The 17741-nt window shown below is 58.2% G+C and carries 18 protein-coding genes; 7 read left to right on the top strand and 11 right to left on the bottom strand.

Annotated elements, in window-relative coordinates:
* Positions 1-32: 32 nt before the first annotated feature.
* From CLM71_RS13245 to CLM71_RS13230, 4 genes are all read right to left on the bottom strand, one after another.
* A complete protein-coding gene (locus CLM71_RS13245; RefSeq protein ID WP_105231422.1) occupies positions 33-596 on the bottom strand; it encodes a lipoprotein in 564 nt (187 codons plus the stop codon).
* Positions 597-754: 158 nt separating this feature from the next.
* Positions 755-2398 carry an AarF/ABC1/UbiB kinase family protein gene (locus CLM71_RS13240; RefSeq protein ID WP_105231421.1) on the bottom strand — a complete coding sequence of 548 codons (1644 nt, stop codon included), beginning with the start codon at positions 2396-2398 and terminating at the stop codon, positions 755-757.
* Between the two features lie 34 nt (positions 2399-2432).
* Entirely contained in the window at positions 2433-3080 is a 648-nt protein-coding gene (gene grxB / locus CLM71_RS13235; RefSeq protein WP_105231420.1) for a glutaredoxin 2, read from the bottom strand.
* A 133-nt stretch (positions 3081-3213) separates the two neighbouring features.
* Entirely contained in the window at positions 3214-3465 is a 252-nt protein-coding gene (locus CLM71_RS13230; RefSeq protein WP_105231419.1) for a hypothetical protein, read from the bottom strand.
* Between the two features lie 328 nt (positions 3466-3793).
* On the opposite strand from CLM71_RS13230, the gene rimJ reads away from it, so the two are divergent.
* The 4 genes from rimJ to murJ all read left to right on the top strand — a co-directional run bounded on the left by rimJ (position 3794) and on the right by murJ (position 7611).
* Entirely contained in the window at positions 3794-4378 is a 585-nt protein-coding gene (rimJ, locus tag CLM71_RS13225) for a ribosomal protein S5-alanine N-acetyltransferase (RefSeq protein WP_105233388.1), read from the top strand.
* Between the two features lie 10 nt (positions 4379-4388).
* Positions 4389-5036: a DUF480 domain-containing protein gene (locus CLM71_RS13220; protein WP_105231418.1), complete on the top strand. Its 648-nt coding sequence runs from the start codon at positions 4389-4391 to the stop codon at positions 5034-5036.
* Entirely contained in the window at positions 5029-5964 is a 936-nt protein-coding gene (locus CLM71_RS13215; RefSeq protein WP_105231417.1) for a Gfo/Idh/MocA family protein, read from the top strand. The genes CLM71_RS13220 and CLM71_RS13215 overlap by 8 nt, the downstream gene beginning before the upstream one ends.
* Positions 5965-6075: 111 nt before the next feature.
* Positions 6076-7611: a murein biosynthesis integral membrane protein MurJ gene (gene murJ / locus CLM71_RS13210; protein WP_105231416.1), complete on the top strand. Its 1536-nt coding sequence runs from the start codon at positions 6076-6078 to the stop codon at positions 7609-7611.
* A 101-nt stretch (positions 7612-7712) separates the two neighbouring features.
* Here murJ and argS read toward each other — a convergent pair whose 3' ends face one another.
* Positions 7713-9443 carry an arginine--tRNA ligase gene (gene argS / locus CLM71_RS13205; protein WP_105231415.1) on the bottom strand — a complete coding sequence of 577 codons (1731 nt, stop codon included), beginning with the start codon at positions 9441-9443 and terminating at the stop codon, positions 7713-7715.
* An 889-nt stretch (positions 9444-10332) separates the two neighbouring features.
* Here argS and CLM71_RS13200 point away from each other — a divergent pair.
* The gene (locus CLM71_RS13200; protein WP_105231414.1) at positions 10333-10896 is read left to right on the top strand and encodes a VOC family protein; all 564 of its coding nucleotides are present in this window, start codon (positions 10333-10335) and stop codon (positions 10894-10896) included.
* On the opposite strand, the gene CLM71_RS13195 is transcribed toward CLM71_RS13200, so the two are convergent.
* On the bottom strand, positions 10893-12041 hold the full coding sequence (locus tag CLM71_RS13195) for a MalY/PatB family protein (protein ID WP_105231413.1): 1149 nt from the start codon (positions 12039-12041) through the stop codon (positions 10893-10895). The genes CLM71_RS13200 and CLM71_RS13195 overlap by 4 nt on opposite strands.
* Positions 12042-12142: 101 nt before the next feature.
* Here CLM71_RS13195 and cutC point away from each other — a divergent pair, with 101 nt between their 5' ends.
* Both cutC and CLM71_RS13185 read left to right on the top strand, forming a co-directional pair.
* Entirely contained in the window at positions 12143-12901 is a 759-nt protein-coding gene (cutC, locus tag CLM71_RS13190; protein ID WP_105231412.1) for a copper homeostasis protein CutC, read from the top strand.
* 135 nt (positions 12902-13036) lie between these two features.
* On the top strand, positions 13037-13744 hold the full coding sequence (locus tag CLM71_RS13185; RefSeq protein ID WP_105231411.1) for an HPP family protein: 708 nt from the start codon (positions 13037-13039) through the stop codon (positions 13742-13744).
* A gap of 45 nt (positions 13745-13789) precedes the next feature.
* On the opposite strand, the gene cmoB is transcribed toward CLM71_RS13185, so the two are convergent.
* The 5 genes from cmoB to CLM71_RS13160 form a co-directional block, all read right to left on the bottom strand.
* Complete coding sequence (cmoB, locus tag CLM71_RS13180) at positions 13790-14761, bottom strand: tRNA 5-methoxyuridine(34)/uridine 5-oxyacetic acid(34) synthase CmoB (RefSeq protein ID WP_105231410.1); 972 nt, start codon at positions 14759-14761, stop codon at positions 13790-13792.
* Complete coding sequence (cmoA, locus tag CLM71_RS13175; protein ID WP_105231409.1) at positions 14758-15501, bottom strand: carboxy-S-adenosyl-L-methionine synthase CmoA; 744 nt, start codon at positions 15499-15501, stop codon at positions 14758-14760. Before cmoA ends, cmoB begins: the two co-directional genes overlap by 4 nt.
* Positions 15502-15615: 114 nt before the next feature.
* Positions 15616-16011: an MAPEG family protein gene (locus CLM71_RS13170; protein ID WP_105231408.1), complete on the bottom strand. Its 396-nt coding sequence runs from the start codon at positions 16009-16011 to the stop codon at positions 15616-15618.
* A 102-nt stretch (positions 16012-16113) separates the two neighbouring features.
* On the bottom strand, positions 16114-16926 hold the full coding sequence (locus CLM71_RS13165) for a DUF72 domain-containing protein (RefSeq protein WP_105231407.1): 813 nt from the start codon (positions 16924-16926) through the stop codon (positions 16114-16116).
* A gap of 75 nt (positions 16927-17001) precedes the next feature.
* A complete protein-coding gene (locus CLM71_RS13160; protein ID WP_105231406.1) occupies positions 17002-17574 on the bottom strand; it encodes a hydrolase in 573 nt (190 codons plus the stop codon).
* Between the last annotated feature and the right edge of the window lie 167 nt (positions 17575-17741).

Raw genomic sequence — 17741 nt, 5'->3', positions numbered from 1 at the left:
CGCAGCGGTTGCTGCGCCTTCATGCGCTGAATTTAATCAGTAAACGGAATCACCAGTTCGCCCGGCTTCACTTCCAGCCCTTTGGCCAGTTTGCGCGCCATGGCTTCGGTTTTGCTCTTGTTCGGGTCCAGCACATAGGCCGGTTTCTGGTTGAAGTAACTTTTCAGTGACTGATTCAGATAAGGCGAAATCGCCTTCATCACGGTATCCATTTTTTCCGGCTGCACTTTATAGTCGGTCAGCTCCATATCTTTCAGGAAAATGGCTCCTTTCTCACGGTCATAGGTCGGCTGCGCCTTCAGCGTCAGCTGCATGTCCGCCTGCTGTGGCCCCAGAATCGAGGTGATGTCCACTTTGGCATTGCCGGAAAGGGTAACTTTGCCCGGTTCGCTGCGGCCGATCTGGCTCTGCAGCTGCGTCAGCACGATATGCGCATCCACCAGCCCTGGCACGCCGATCTGCTTCTGGTAATCATTATGTTTCTGCAGGTAGTCATTAACTTCCTGTTCGCTGAGCGTGTACTGGGTCAGCTTGTTGCAGCCGGCTAGCGCGCCGACAAACATCAGGGCGGCTGCGCCCATAACCATCTTTTTCATACGTGCCTCATAACTACTGCTAATAAAAATGCCAATAATGAATTGATTATCATTATAAACATGCGCGCATTCGCAACCCAAGCGATAAACCCCGCGCGCGTTGATAGTGCGCGGGAATCGGTGGTGCGCCTATCGGATAACGCCGAATCTCCTGCTCCTCATCGCCGCAGCCGCAGAACCAGAAGGACGATGCCGCCGATGCAGGCCAAACCGCCGAGCAGCGGAAACAGCGGCACGCCCCATAAGCGTGGGGAGACGTGCATCAGATAGGGCGCCAGGCCCAGCGCAAAGGCGGCGGTGACAATGGCGATAGCCAGCGTCACCGCCGCACGTTCCAATGCTTTACTCAGCTGTGAAAGATTGCTGACGTTGATGTCGGCATTGAGCTGGCCGCGCGTCAGACGCCGCAGCAGCTGGCGCAGGTTTTGCGGCAGTTCATCACTGGCATCCAGCGCGTCGGCACCCAGCGCAAACATGCGCTGACGCAGCGCTTCCGGCGCGTAACGCTGCAGCGTGAGCTGTTGCAGCATCGGTTTCAAGGTGCTGATAATGTCAAAGTCTGGATCCAGCCGGTGCAGCACGCCGTCGGCGGTGATCAGCGCTTTAAACAGCAGCGCCAGATCGGGCGGCAGCGCCAGCTGGTGTTCGCGGGACATCGCCAGCAGGTCGGTCAGCGCTTTGCCGAGCGTTAAGGTGCCGAACCCCTGTTTGTCCAGATAGTTCTGCGCCGCCAGTTCCAGATCCTGCACGTCGGGGTTATTGCTGTCTGACCAGGCGAGCAGCGTGTTGACGATGCCTTCGCTCTGCCGCTCGGCAATTGCCTGCAGCACGCGCAACAGCTGATTGCGCCGCGTTGCTGACAGTTGCCCGACCATCCCGAAGTCAATAAAACCCACGCGGTCGCCGTCAAGAGCCATCACGTTGCCGGGGTGCGGATCGGCGTGATACAGGCGGTGTTCCAGCACCATACGCATAAACGCCTGCGCTCCGCGCTGTGCCAGCAGCGGGCCGTTAAAGCCGGCCTCCGCCAACTGCTGCGGGTTTTCCGGCGCGATGCCGGGCAGAAACTCCTGCACCAGCAGCCGTTTACCTGACCATTGCCAGTAAATTTTCGGGATCTTCACCTCTGGCCGATCGCTAAAGCGCAGCGCGACCTGTTCGCAGTTATTCCCTTCGTGGGTCAGATCCAGCTCGTTATTCAGCGCGGTGGCCAGCGTCTGCACCATCTGCACCGGGCGATAGCGCGCCAGCGCCGGGCTTTGCTGTTCCACAGTTTCGGCCAGATAGCGCAGCAGACGGACATCGGCCTGAATGGTTTTTGCCAGGCCCGGACGCAATACTTTGACGATCACCGCTTCGCCGCTGTGCAGCCTGGCGCGATAAATTTGCGCCATGGATGCCGCCGCCAGCGGTTGGGTATCGAACTGCGCAAAGATCTGCTGCGGGTCGCCGCCCAGATCGGCATGCACCTGGCCGGCCAGCGTTTGCCAGGGCAGTGTGGACGCCTGACTGTGCAGCTTGTCCAGCTCGCTGGTCCAGCCGGCGTCGAGCAGATCGGAGCGGGTCGCCAGTATCTGGCCGAATTTGACAAAAGTCGGCCCCAGCGCTTCCAGCGCCGCGCGCAGACGTTCGGGCAGTGAAAGCGGGCTGTCATCCGTCTGCGGGGTGCCTTTGCCGGCGGTTAGCAGCGGGCTTAAACCCAGCAGACGCACCACATCCTGTAGACCGTAGCGGATCAACACCGCAGAAATTTCAGCCAGCCGCGCCCGATCGCGCGCGGTGACGAACACCATTTTCAGCATCTGTGCGCTCCTCCTTTGACCGCAGCGGCGGTGATTACTGTTCCATATTCAGCAGCAGCGGGATATCGCTGCGTTCAGCCATGCGGTTACGGTAGGCCTCAACCGGCTCCGGTAGCGCAACGCCGGCGACGATGGACAGCGAACGCAGCAGCGGGAACAGGTGTATATCGTCTTCCGACAGCGTGCCGTTGACCGCCTCCGGCGAGACGATCAGCGCCGCCAGCGCCGGCAGATCCTGCTCCAGACGGGCGATAAGGTCGGCGCTGTTCGCCAGGTGTTGGGAAAAGTCGCCGATCGCCGCCTGTTTTTTATTAATAAAGTACTGACGGGCGCTGTCGGTGGCGAACTCTTCAAAGTCGGCCTGGGCGAAGCGCGGCAGCAGCAGCTGCGGCGTATATTCCGCCGTCTGCGCCAGCCATTCGCCGATAGCCGGGTTGCTGGAGCCGGTCAGCAGCGGCTTATCGGCCAGTCGATCGATATAGTGCACGATGTCCATGCTTTCCGGCAGATAGCTGCCGTCATCTTTTTGCAGAATAGGCGCCATCTTTTTACCAATCATGGTGGTCGGCGTGATTTCGTCGTCGTTAAGCAGGGTGACCAGCCGCACCGGCTGACCTTGCAGACCGAAAATCATGCGCGCCTTAACGCAGAATGGGCAGTGATCGTAGATAAACAGTTTCATACTCGCTCCCGTTGTCAGGTGATTGCCGCAATAGTTAGCACAGCTTACGGATGCTGTCGCCCGCTATTCTTGCCGGAAGATGCCTAATAGGCGTAACCCACCGTACCACGGCAGGTTGCGCCTGGGGGAGAGGTTATTCTTTGGCGGGAATGGAATTGAACACGTCAATCAAATGCTGGCGGGCCTGCTCTAAATCGACTTTATCGCGCTCGGTGGCGGCGTTAACCTGCTGAAGCTGTTCAATCACATCGCTTTTCAGCGCGTTGTCATCCGCCAAAATACGCGCCAGAGCTTTCTCCATCAGCGTGGAGCGGGCATAGATCATACGCAGGTTCAAAACCATATGTTCCAACAGCTGGGGCAGGTGATTGTTTTCTTCGGACATGCTGACGACTCCTGATGTGAATGTACTACCAGAATAGCAGTTGATATAAATATTGCTGATTTTCTGGTGACTTAGCGCGTATTTTACGTCTGTTTGCCGAAGCGTTGACCACCTGTTTCCGGATGAGGTCGCCGAAATAACGGGAGCATGCCGACAAAAGCGCGGGAAAAAAAGCTGACCGCTTATTTACTGAGCGCTTGGGGTTTTACCTGTGAGGCAGGCTACGGTTATATTCAATGACGGGAAATACGGTTTATGCCGCTTGATGCATAGGGCGCAGTTCCATCACTCTCTTTTTATCGAACCGTTCCGAATAGCGGGGGAAATGATGTTCGGCTATCGCTCTGCATCACCAAAAGTACGTCTTACCACCGATCGCCTGGCCGTCCGTTTAGTGCATGAGCGCGATGCCTACCGCCTGGCGGATTATTACGCGGAGAATCGCGCCTTCCTCAAACCCTGGGAGCCGGTGCGTGATGAAAGCTATTGCTATCCTTCCGGCTGGCAGGCGCGGCTCGGCATGATCACGGAAATGCAAAAGCAGGGCAACGCCTACTACTTCATTCTGCTTGATCCGGATGAAAATGAGGTGCGCGGCGTTGCGAACTTCAGCAATGTGCTGCGGGGCTCTTTTCATGCCTGTTTCCTTGGCTATTCACTCGGTGAGAAATGGCAGGGACAGGGATTGATGTATGAAGCGCTACAGGCGGCGAACCGCTATATGATGCGTCAGCAGCGAATGCACCGCATTATGGCGAACTATATGCCGCATAATCAGCGCAGCGGCGCGCTGTTGGCGCGTCTGGGCTTTGAGCGTGAAGGATACGCCAAGGACTACCTGCTGATCGACGGCACGTGGCAGGATCACGTGCTGACTGCGTTAACCAATAAAGAATGGCTTCCGCCACGTTGAGATAACGATAATGAAATATCAATTAAGCACGCAAGAGGCGCGGGTGATCGGCTGTCTGCTGGAAAAGCAGGTGACGACGCCGGAGCAGTATCCGCTGTCATTGAACGCCATCACATTAGCCTGTAATCAGAAAACCAACCGTGAGCCGGTGATGGCGTTGAGTGAAGGCGAGGTTCAGGAGGTGCTGGACGAACTGGTGAAAAAACACTTTCTGCGCACGCAAAGCGGTTTTGGCAACCGGGTGGTGAAATATGAGCAGCGTTTCTGCAATTCCGAATTCGGTCAGTTGAAGCTCAGCGACGCGGAACTGGCGTTGGTCGCCACCTTGCTGCTGCGCGGTGCTCAGACGCCGGGCGAGCTGCGTACGCGCGCCGCGCGGCTATATGATTTCAACGATGTCGCCGAGGTAGAACAACTGCTGCAGCAACTGGCCGGGCGGGAAGACGGCCCGTTTGTACAGCGCCTGGCGCGTGAACCGGGCAAGCGTGAAAGCCGCTTTGCGCATTTGTTCGGCGCCGAACAGGCGGTAGCGACCGCCGCCGTCGAAGATGAGCAGGAAAATATGTCATTAAGCCAGCGCGTCGCCGTGTTGGAACAGCAGGTCGCGGCGCTGACGCAGCAACTGCAGCAACTGACGGCGGAGGGGCGGGATGACTAAGCTACGTATTGGTGTGGTCGGCCTGGGCGGCATCGCGCAAAAAGCGTATCTGCCGATCCTCAGCCACGCGGCCGACTGGCAACTGGTGGGCGGCTTTTCGCCGAACCGCCAGAAGGCACAGCCGCTGTGCGACAGCTACCGGATGGCCTGTTTCTCCCGCCTGGATGAACTGGCGCAGCAGTGCGATGCGGTTTTCGTACACAGCAGCACCGCCAGCCATTTCAGCGTAGTGAAAAGCCTGTTGGAGCAGGGCGTGCATGTCTACGTTGATAAACCGCTGGCGGAGACGCTGGAGCAGGGCGAACAACTGCTGGAACTGGCGCAGGCGCGCGGTAAGGCGCTGATGGTCGGCTTCAACCGCCGTTTTGCGCCGCTGTACGGGCATTTGCAGCAGCAGATGCGCCAGCCGGCGTCGATCCGTATGGATAAGCACCGTGCCGACAGCGTAGGGCCGAATTTGCTGCGCTTCACCCTGCTGGATGACTATCTGCACGTGGTGGACACCGCGCTGTGGCTGGCCGGTGGCGAAGGCAAACTGCTGGGCGGCCGGCTGAGCGCTAATGACGCCGGTGAAATGCTGTATGCCGAGCATCATTTCCGCTGCGGTGAGACAATGGTGACCACCAGCATGCACCGCCAGGCGGGCAGCCAGCGGGAAAGCGTGCAGGCGGTGACCCGCGGCGCGGTGTATCAACTGGACGATATGCGCCAGTGGCGGCGTGAAGACCGCGACGGCGTTCTGGAGCAACCGGCGCCCGGCTGGCAGACCACGCTGGCCCAGCGAGGTTTTGAGGGGGCGGTGCGTCACTTTATTCAGTCGGTGGCAAATCAGACGCCGCCGCAGACCGGAGGTGAACAGGCACTTTACGCCCAGCGGATGATTGAACAGATACTGCGCGACGCGGATTTGCCGGGTAACCCCATGTAACATATGGCGTTGGCTATTCTGCCGCGGATGCGTAAACTGAAGCCGTTTCTTGACTGACGCCTGCTGTTGCAGGCGTTGATATTTACACGTAGTACTCACCAGAAAAACCACATGAACCTACTAAAATCACTGGCGGCCGTCAGCTCGATGACGATGTTCTCCCGGGTGCTGGGCTTTGCGCGTGACGCCATTGTCGCACGCGTTTTTGGCGCCGGGATGGCGACGGATGCCTTCTTCGTGGCGTTCAAACTGCCGAACCTGCTGCGCCGTATCTTTGCCGAAGGCGCGTTCTCTCAGGCGTTTGTACCGATCCTCGCCGAATATAAAAGCCAGCAGGGGGAAGAGGCGACGCGTACTTTTATTGCCTATGTCTCCGGCCTGCTGACGCTGGTGCTGGCGCTGGTGACGGTGGCCGGGATGCTGGCGGCGCCCTGGGTGATCTATATCACTGCGCCGGGCTTTACGGATACGCCGGACAAATTCGCCTTAACCTCGTCGCTGCTGCGCATTACGTTCCCCTATATTTTGCTGATTTCGCTGGCGTCGCTGGTGGGGGCGATTCTCAATACCTGGAACCGCTTTTCGATACCGGCGTTTGCGCCGACGCTGCTTAACGTCAGCATGATCGGTTTCGCCCTGTTCGCCGCGCCTTATTTCAATCCGCCGGTGCTGGCTTTGGCCTGGGCGGTGGTGGTCGGCGGCGTACTGCAACTGGGTTACCAACTGCCGCACCTGCGCAAGATCGGTATGCTGGTGCTGCCGCGCATCAAGTGGCGCGACGCCGGCGTATGGCGGGTGATGCGTCAGATGGGGCCGGCGATCCTCGGGGTGTCGGTCAGCCAGATTTCACTGATTATCAACACCATTTTCGCCTCGTTCCTGGTGTCTGGTTCGGTTTCCTGGATGTATTACGCCGATCGCCTGATGGAGTTTCCTTCCGGGGTGCTGGGCGTGGCGCTGGGCACCATTTTGTTGCCGTCGTTGGCAAAAAGCTTCGCCAGCGGCAATCACGATGAGTATTCCCGCCTGATGGACTGGGGGCTGCGCCTGTGCTTCCTGCTGGCGCTGCCGAGCGCGATTGCTCTGGGTATTCTGGCTAAACCGCTGACCGTATCGCTGTTCCAGTACGGCAAATTCAGCGCCTTTGATGCGGCGATGACGCAGCGTGCGCTGGTGGCTTACTCTGTCGGCCTGATGGGGCTGATCGTGGTGAAGGTGTTGGCTCCCGGCTTTTATTCGCGTCAGGACATCAAAACGCCGGTGAAAATCGCCATTGTCACGCTGATTATGACGCAGGTAATGAACCTGGCCTTTATTGGTCCGCTGAAACATGCCGGGCTGTCGCTGTCGATCGGTTTGGCGGCCTGTCTGAACGCCTCGCTGCTGTACTGGCAGCTGCGTAAGCAGGATATTTTCCGTCCGCAGCCGGGCTGGGCGCTGTTCCTCACCAAGCTGGTGGTGGCGGTGCTGGTGATGTCGGCGGTGCTGGTCGGTATGCTGTGGCTGATGCCGGCCTGGGATAACGGCAATATGCTGGAGCGCCTGCTGCGCCTGGCGGCGGTGGTGGTGGCCGGCGTGGTGGCCTACTTCGGCGTGCTGGGCGTGCTGGGCTTCCGGCCGCGCGACTTTGCCCGCCGCGTCGCCTGATGCGGCATCATGGGCGCGGCACGCCGCGCCTTAGCCCGCGCTGACGGGACAATAAAAAAGGGTCGCCTTTGGCGACCCTTTTGCTATGCGGTGTTCGGCAATTACATCCGCTCGACGGTTTCGATCCCCAGAGTATCCAGACCGGTTTTCAGCGTCTTGGCGGTCAGCAGCGCCAGTTTCAGGCGGCTCTGGCGCGCTTCTTCGCTGTCGGCGTTAAGGATCTGGCAGTGCTCATAGAAGCCGGAGAACAGGCCGGCCAGATCGTACAGATAGCTGCACATCACGTGCGGGGTGCCTTCGCGCGCCACCACGGTGATAGTCTCTTCAAACTGCAGCAGGCGGGTTGCCAGCGCAATCTCACGCTCTTCGGTCATCGCCAGCGGCAGCGTCAGATCGCTTTCGTCGACGCCGGCGCGTTTGAACACCGAGGCCACGCGGGTATAGGCGTATTGCATATAAGGCGCGGTGTTGCCTTCGAAGGACAACATGTTGTCCCAGTCAAAGATATAGTCGGTGGTGCGGCTTTTTGACAGGTCGGCGTATTTGATCGCGCCGATGCCGACGGCGTTGACCACTTTTTGCAGTTCATCGGCCGGCATATCCGGGTTTTTCTCGGCGATCAGCTTGCCAGCGCGCTCAATGGCTTCATCCAGCAGGTCGGACAGCTTGATGGTGCCGCCGGAGCGGGTTTTGAACGGCTTGCCGTCTTTACCCAGCATCATGCCGAACATATGGTGTTCGAGAGATACCGAATCCGGCACGTAACCGGCTTTGCGCACGATGGTCCAGGCCTGCATCAGGTGCTGGTGCTGGCGGGAGTCGATGTAGTACAGCACGCGGTCGGCACCCAGGGTTTCGTAACGGTATTTGGCGCAGGCGATATCGGTAGTGGTGTACAGGTAGCCGCCATCCTTTTTCTGGATGATGACGCCCATCGGGTCGCCGTCTTTGTTTTTGTATTCGTCCAGGAACACCACGGTAGCGCCTTCACTTTCCACCGCCAGCCCTTTGGCTTTCAGATCGGCCACAATACCCGGCAACATGGCGTTGTACAGACTTTCACCCATGACATCATCTTCGGTCAGCGTGACATTAAGACGGTTATAGGTGATTTGGTTCTGCGCCATGGTGATGTCCACCAGCTTGCGCCACATTTTCAGGCAGTAGTCGTCGCCACCCTGGAGTTTAACCACGTAAGCGCGCGCGCGCTCCGCAAACTCGGCGTCTTCGTCGTAGTGACGCTTGGCTTCGCGGTAGAACTGTTCCAGATCTGACAGCCCCATCTCATTGGCGCTTTCATTCTGCATTTTTTCCAGATAGGCAATCAGCATGCCGAACTGCGTGCCCCAGTCACCGACGTGGTTGGCGCGAATCACTTTATGGCCGAGGAAGCTCTGAGTACGGGCGGCGGCGTCGCCGATAATGGTGGAACGCACGTGACCGACGTGCATCTCTTTCGCTACGTTAGGCGCCGAGTAATCGATCACGATAGTCTGCGGCGCGACCGGCGCAATGCCCAGTTTTGGCGCGCGCAGCACGGCGTCGGCCTGCTGGGCGACCCACGTGGCGTCAAGGAAGATATTGATGAAACCCGGACCGGCGATTTCGACCTTGCTGGCGATGCCGTCCAACTGAAGCAGTGCGACGACTTTTTCTGCCAGTTGTCGTGGCGGCATGCCAAGCTTTTTGGCAACGGACATGACGCCGTTGGCCTGATAATCACCAAATTGCGCTTTAGCAGATTGACGGACCTGTGCTTCGCAATCGGCAGGCGCGCCTGCGGCAATCAGCGCCTGGCTGACTTTATCTGAGAGAAGTGCCTGAATATTCACCGGGATACCTTAAATGACAAATGCAAAGACGCCTGTTGCGCCCCTGCGGATTCAACGGTGGCTCTATAGGGGGACTCACGTCCGCAGCCAACCACAAAACAGCCCATAATTGTAACCGATTGATGACGTCACGTCAGCAGTTGCGGCGGTGGCGAGATATAAAGTCTGCAAGAGAAAAGGGGACGGAAAACGAAGGACGTCACCCACAGCTTCCGCAAGTGGGTGGACGGATTCACAGGTGTTGTTATCTGGATGATAAAAAGAGTACGGGAGAGATTCCGTTACTTCTTGCGACGACGACCATCGAACGCACTGCCACGGCGCGTTTTGAAATGGCGTAAAATTGCATAAACGGCAATAACGATGAGTACTACAGATATCGTTAAAAGAAACATAATCATTTTCTCAGCTATAACATGGTCTCAAGCTAACTTAATTACTATGCTGAATCAATTAACGATGATTGATTTAAGATAAGTCTCAGGATGTGTGTTCAGTAAATAACTGTTTAAACAGTCGGATAGATTGGTTTTGGTACAAATAATAAGCGCTCGTGGCGCAGGGGTTGCCTCAGTGAAATACTATTGTAGAACCTGGTTTAAACAGCAATAAAGATATTTTTATTAGTTTAATTTGCATGCAAACTGTGAATATTCTATTTCTCAGATATTACACTATTTTTCTTATGGGATAAATCCTAAAAAATATAAGTGGCACGAATAGTTAACGGGGAGAAAAATAATTCTACGGGCCGTACTTTCTCTTTCCTACGCCCGCCATATTGCCCATCGGCGGTCATGTGATGATTTCCGCGCCGGCAGATGTAGCCCTCGTCGCTCAGGCGCGGTAAATTACGCCCCTAAAAACAGCTTTAGCGGACAACAATACTATGAATCCTTTCTCAACCATCGCCGAATTGCAGGATCTGGCGCTGGACTTACCCCGTTACGAACAAACTCTGGCACAGTTCGCCCAGAAGCTACAGCTTGATCTGGCGCAGTTTGATGCCGACCATATTTCGGTACGCTGCCACCAAAACGCTACGGCGGAACGCTGGCTGAGTGGCTTCCGGCAATGCGCTGACGTGATGTCCGACGCCATCATCAACGGTCGGCCGATTTATCTGTTCGACCTGCATCAGCCGTTGCAGGTGGGGCCGTGGCAAATTGATTGTATTGAACTGCCGTTTCCCGGTAACAAGCGTTACCCGCATGAGGGGTGGGAGCATGTGGAGCTGGTGATCGCCGGCGATCCGCAAACCCTGTATGCGCGCGCGCTGGCGCTGTTACCGGACGAAGCCCTGCTTGCGCCGGGCATTAAGCTGAAGCAGAGCGCGCCGCAGGGGGAAGGTGAGCGCTTGCCGAACCCGACGCTGGCGATTACCGACGGCAGCGTCACCATCAAATTCCATCCTTACGCCATTCGCGAGATCGTCGCCAGCGAGCGCGATTAGCCGGTCAAAGCATGCACTGCATGCTCGATACGCTCCAGCGCGCGTATCAGCAGTGCGCGCTGGCAACCGAAGTTTAAGCGTACGAAGCGGCGGTCGCCAAAGTCCAACCCGGGGCTCAGACCAACGCCGGCCTGCTCAAAGAAGGCATGCGGGTTATCGACCGGCAGCCCGCTGCAGTCAATCCATGCCAGATAGGTGGCTTCAACCGGCGACAGATGCAGACCCGGCAGGGCATTGATGCGCGTCATCACCAGATCGCGGTTGGCACGCAGGTAATCCAGCTGCTGGTCAAGCCACGGCTGTCCGTGCTGATAGGCGGCCTGCGCGGCGACCAGCGCCAGCACGTCGACCTCCGGCACCAGACCGCGACGCGTGCGACACAGCGAGCGGCGCAGACGATCGTTGGGAACGATCGCCATTGATGCGCCAAGTCCGGCGATATTAAAGGTTTTCGACGGAGACATCAGCGTCACGCTGCGCTGGGCGGCGTCCTCATTCAGCGCGGCAAACGGAATATGTTGCAGACCTGGCTCCAGCAGTAAGTCGCAGTGGATCTCGTCGGAACAGACGATCAAATCATGTTGCCGGGCAAACTGCTGCAGCGCCAGCAGTTCATCGCGGCGATACACCGTGCCGCCCGGATTGTGCGGGTTGCACAACAGCATCAGTTTTTCCCGGCCGTCAAGCTGCGCGGCGAGCGACGGCAGGTCTGGCAGCCAACGCCGGTTCTGCATGCGCATCGGCACCGACAGCTGGCGTCGTTCGGCAAACTGCGCGGCTTTGCGAAATGGCGGATAAATGGGGGAAGGCGCAATAGTGCCTTCGTCTTCAGCGGTAAACGCGCGCACGCACAGGTTCAGGCCGCAGACCAGTCCGGGCAGGAACACCAGCCATTCGGGCCGGATATGCCACTGGTAACGTTCCGCCATACGCTGAACGAAAAGCGCGATCAGCGCGGGAGAAGGGTGACCATAGCCGAACACACCGTGTGCGACTCGCTGGTGCAGCGCCTCGATCACCGCCGGCGGCGACTGGAAGTCGGTATCGGCCACCCACAGCGGAATAATATCGCGATCGTGATATTTATCCCATTTCACGCTGTCACTGTGACTGCGGTCTATCCATTGATCAAAATTGAATGCCATAGTTACTCCCTGAACTGTTTTTCGCTGATACTTGCAGCCTACGCGACAAGTATGCGGATAAACAAGACGGGTAGTGAGCTGGCCGTCATCTGGAGGTGATAATGATTAAACTGGAAGTTTGTTGCTATAGCGTCGATTGCGCGCTGACGGCTGAACGCGCAGGAGCGGATCGAATTGAATTATGCTCCAGCCAAAGCGAAGGGGGCCTGACGCCCAGCTATGGATCATTGGCGCTGGCGCGGGAGAGGCTGGCGATTCCGGTGCATCCCATCGTCCGGCCGCGCGCCGGCGATTTTTGCTATAGCGCCGTTGATTTCAGCGTGATGAAAAACGACGTGGCGCAGGTGCGCGAGCTGGGCTTCCCCGGCGTGGTAATTGGCATGCTGGACGAAGAGGGCCACATCGACCTGCCGCGCATGCGGGAAGTCATGGCGCTGTGCGGTGATATGGCGGTGACCTTCCATCGGGCGTTTGATATGTGCCAGAACCCGATGCAGGCGCTGCAACAGCTGACCGACTTGGGCGTGGCGCGCATTTTGACCTCCGGCCAGCAGCAGAATGCCGAGCTGGGGTTGCCGCTGCTGCGTGATTTACTGCAGGCCAGCCAGGGGCCGGTGATTATGGCCGGTGCCGGCGTGCGCTTAAGTAATCTGCACAAGTTTGTCGATATCGGCATTCGGGAGCTGCACAGCTCTTCCGGCCATACCGTGCCGTCCACCATGCGCTACCGCAAGGCCGGTGTTACCATGTGCGCTGATAATGAATTCGACGAGTTCAGCCATTATTGCGTTGACGGTGAAATGGTGGAAGCGATGAAAGGCGCGCTGGAGCTGGTCGACCCGCTGGCGCAGAGCGCCTAGTTACCGAGACTGAATCTACACAAATCCTCTCTCGCCCGGCATTCGCCGGGTTTTTTACCTTCTATAAAAGCTTAACTAAGATTTTTCCTGTGATATATTCCCGCCGCAACGTTAATTTTTACATTATTAGGCAACATGATTAACCCGATAGTAACGAAGTTGAAAGTAGGGGGCGCGCGTTTGTGGCCGCATCCGTTAGCCGCAGGGAATAAAGAGATTGCGCTCGCCAGCCTTGGCGCGGGTCTGGGGCTGATGGTCGCCGGCTGGGTCAGCCACTGGATGTTGGGCAGCGTCAATTTATGGTTTGTCGCGCCGATGGGCGCCTCGGCGGTGCTGCTGTTTGCCGTACCGGCCAGCCCGCTGGCACAGCCCTGGTCGATTGTCGGCGGTAATCTGGTGGCGGCGCTGATTGGCGTCAGCTGCGGCAAACTGATCGGCGATCCGGGCATTGCCTGCGGCGTGGCCGCGTGCCTGGCGATTGGGATAATGTTTAAGCTGCGCTGCCTGCATCCCCCGAGCGGGGCGGTGGCGCTGACGGCGATCCTCGGCGGCGATGTCGTTAAACAGCTGGGCTATGCGTTTGTCTGGTCGCCGGTGTTACTCAACTCCGTGCTGATGGCGCTGCTGGCAATAGTGTTTAATAACTTGATGGGCAGACGCTACCCGCATGCGCTATCGCCCGCCGAAGCGAAGCCGGAACCGGTGCCGCTTGATGTGCCGATTACCCGCGCCGATCTGCATCAGGCGCTGATGGACGGCGAATTTCTGGATATTGATGAAGACGATCTGCAGGCGGTGCTGCAGCGCGCGGAACAGCTGGCGCAGCAGCGGACGGCGTCTTAACGCTGATTGATGCGGCGTATCGTTGGATACGCCGCGGAGAAAGTATCAGGGCTTTCTCGCCACCAGCACGGCGCGGCGCGGCGCCGGGTAGCCTTCACGGGTTTTCGTCGGGTCGTCGGGGTCGAGGAAGTCGGCCAGCGATTCGCTGGTCATCCAGCCGGTGCGGCGCTGCTCTTCAAGGCTGGTGACACAGACGTCGGCCACCTTCACATCGACAAAACCGCATTTTTCCAGCCAGCCCTTCAGCGCTTCGGTGGACGGGATAAAGTAAACGTTGCGCATCTGCGCGTAGCGGTCGCCCGGCACCAGCACCTGATGGCGATCGCCTTCCACCACCAACGTCTCCAGCACCAGTTCGCCTTCACGCACCAGCTGATTTTTCAGCTGATACAGGTGATCCAGCGGCGAGCGACGGTGATACAGCACCCCCATGGAGAAGACGGTATCGAACGCAGCCAGCTCCGGCAGCTGTTCGATCCCGAGCGGCAGCAGATGCGCGCGCTGGTCGCCGCCCAGCAGCTTGCGCACCGCCTCAAACTGGCACAGGAACAGCTGCATCGGGTCGATACCCACGACAAACTGCGCGCCGGCGCCGAGCATCCGCCACATGTGGTAGCCGCTGCCGCAGCCGACGTCGAGCACGGTGCGGCCCGCCAGCGGCGAGATATGCGGCAGCACGCGATCCCACTTCCAGTCGGAGTGCCATTCGGTTTCGATATCGATGCCGTACAGGGAGAACGGCCCTTTACGCCACGGCATCAGCGTGCGCAGCATGGTTTCAATGCCCTCAAGCCGGCCGGCGGACAGCGGCTGGTTCATATCGGCGTGCACGCCGTTCAATAGGTCAAGCCGCTCCGGCGTCAGCAGCGGCAGGTGTTCCACCGCGTTGAACCATTGTTTGAATTTGCCGTGCAGCGATTCGCGCTGCCAGGCGCTGAGCTGTGCGGGCAGGGTGTCTAGCCAGTGGCTGAGCGGGCTTTTGGCTATTTGCTGGTAAAAATCGCCGAACTCGATCATGCGCTTTCTCCCGCTTTCAGGGCGATCAGCGAACCGAAGTTAAAGCACTGGAACCACACTTCCGCGTGTTCAAAGCCGGCCTGCTGCAGGCGCGCTTTATGGGCTTCGACCGAGTCGGTCAGCATGACGTTTTCCAACATGCTGCGTTTCTGGCTGATTTCCAGCTCGCTGTAGCCGTTGGCGCGCTTGAAGTCGTGGTGCATATTGAACAGCAACTCGCCGACCGGCGCGTCCTCGAAGCTGAATTTCTCCGACAGCACCAGCGCGCCGCCCGGGCGCAGCCCACGGTAAACCTGTTGCAACAGGCGCAGGCGGTCGGCAGGTTCGAGAAATTGCAGGGTGAAGTTCAGCACCACCATCGAGGCGTTCTCGATCTTGATGTCGAGAATATCGGCTTCAATCACCTCGACCGGCGTCTCGGCGCGAAAGGCGTCGATATGGCGACGGCAGCGCTCGACCATGGCCGGCGAGTTGTCCACCGCAATGATTTTACAGTCCGCCACGCTGATATTCCGCCGCATCGACAGCGTGGCCGCACCCAGTGAACACCCCAGATCATAGACCTGGCTGTGCGGCTGCACGAAGCGTTCCGCCAGCATGCCGATCATGGAAATAATATTGGAGTAGCCGGGCACGGAGCGCTGGATCATATCGGGGAACACTTCAGCAACGCGTTCGTCAAAGGTCCAGTCGCCCAGCTTGTCGATAGGGGCGGAAAACAGAGTATCGCGGTTTGGCATAGCGGCAAAAAAATCAGGTCAGAATTCGAAGGGGCGTATTCTAACAGATATCGGCGTGAGAGATCACATTATCGATGCGGAAACAGGCGGCATCGCCGCCTGGAAAGCGAGGGTTCAGTGCAGCGAAAAGATCAGTTCCCATGGCAGATAGTAGGTATTCGCCAGCACCATCAGCACCAGGGAGATATAGGTGGCGGCCATACCTGAACGGCGCCAGCGGACTTCGCGGTTGCGCAGGCCATAGAAATGCACCAGACGTCCGGCGATCAGCATCAGGCCGCTGAGGTGAATCAGCCATATTTCTGCGCCGTTCATCTCCATCAGCACCAGCAGTACGGCGGCGATCGGAATATATTCTACGGCGTTGCCGTGTACGCGGATGGCGGTCTGCAACTCGTAAAAGCCCCCGTCGCCGTAAGCGACGCGGTACTGCATCCTGAGTTTGACTACGTCATAAGAGAGTTTGATTAACAACAATGCGCCGAGCACCACATAGAGCGCGCTTACCATTTTTAACTCCATTCCCTAACCAAAAACTGGCCCCTGCATAATAGCCGCCATTTGTTTGGCTGTCGCGGAGAAAAATCTGATGTAATACGCCAGATTAATTGGTTAAAACAGTGAATCCTGTTCGGGCCAGTCGGGTGCAGCAGGCAGCGACGGTATCTTTTCCCGCAGCAACTGCCAGATCTTTTGCGCCTGCTGCGGCGAATCACCGTTATCCGGCGTATGGATAAACAGATAAGGCGTATGCTGTTGCCAATCCGCCAGCTTATGTTGCCAGGCATCGAACCAGCGCAGGTTGTCGCCCAGTACGTTGCCGCCGATAAAACGCACCAGCGGATTGTCAGCGGTAACCAGAGCGTGTACCGGCAGCTTCGGCTTCTTTTGCTGGGCATCGCGTACCGCCGCACTGTTCGGCGCGGCGTGGTGCACCGGTCGGCTGTCTAAGATCACCCGGTTAATGCCGCGTTGGTGCAGCCCCTGGTTCAGCAGACGCTCTTCTTCGCCTTTGGCGAAGAAGGCGGGGTGGCGCACTTCGACGCCGTAGGTGAATGCGCCGGGCAGGGTGTCGAAAAACGCCCACAGCGCCGGCAGTTCCGCCGGACCGAAGGCCGCCGGCAGTTGCAGCCACAGCTGGCCGATACGCTGCTCCAGCGGCGCCAGGCACTGGTAAAACGCCTGCACGTCGGCGTCGCAATGGCGCAGCGCCGCCTTATGGCTGATTTCAGCGGGGAATTTGAAACAGAAGCGAAAATCGTCGTGGGTCATCGCTCGCCAGCGCTGCACGATCTCAGCTTTCGGCAGGGCATAAAAGGTGGTGTTGCCCTCGACGCAGTTAAAATAGCGGCTGTAGTCCGCCAGATCCCGCAGTCCGATGCGGTTCCAGGCGGGATGGTGCCATTGCGGTAATCCGATATACATCCGTTCCTTCGCAAGTTATCGGCTGCCCGGCGGGCGGGCAGCGCAAAATAGAAAGTGCTTACGTTAACCCGTCGCTTACAGCGCGGCAAGAATTTCGCTGGTGCTGCGTACGCGCGCTAGGCGCGGGAGGATATTCTGGAAGGCGAACTGGTGCATGTCCGCGTTCTGCGCGCTGCACATATCTTCGGCGATCACCAGGTTGAAGCCGCGTTCCCACGCGTCGCGCGCGGTGGATTCTACGCCGATATTGGTGGCGATGCCGCCGAGCACGATGCTTTTAATGCCGCGGCGGCGCAGCTGCAGCTCCAGATCGGTGCCGTAGAAGGCGCCCCACTGGCGTTTGGTGACCAGAATATCGTCATCACTGACCGCCAGCGTTTCCGGGAAGGTCCACCAGTTATCGGGCAGGCCGCCGACCGGCGGTGGAGAAGGCTGATCAACCGGCTGTTGCAGCGCTTCGGCAAAGCTTGCGGACCAGCCGACGCGTACCAAAATCACCGGTGCGCCAAGTGCGCGGAAGCGTCCCGCCAGATGGGCGGCGTGAGTGACGACCTGTTCAGCGCTGTGCGGGCCGCCGGCAAAGGGTAAAATACCCTGTTGCAGGTCAATCAGTACCAGAGCGGTGGTTGAGGTATCAAGTTTCAGCATGGCGTTGTCTCATTGCGAAAAGGGGGTTGGGCGGTTTGCCGCCGGGTTTGTAACAATCAAGCGTAAACCTAGGCTACGTGAACATTTGCGCCGCTGTTAACGGGAAATTTGTTAATCAATGTGTGGTTCGGACAAAAAGGCAGCATTTAGTCGCAGAACAATACGCG

Origin of the sequence: Serratia sp. MYb239 (assembly GCF_002966855.1) — a bacterium.
Classification (GTDB): Bacteria; Pseudomonadota; Gammaproteobacteria; order Enterobacterales; family Enterobacteriaceae; genus Serratia_B; species Serratia_B rhizosphaerae.
The sequence above is the reverse complement of the archived record's forward strand: the minus strand, read 5'-3'. Positions and strand labels throughout refer to the sequence as shown.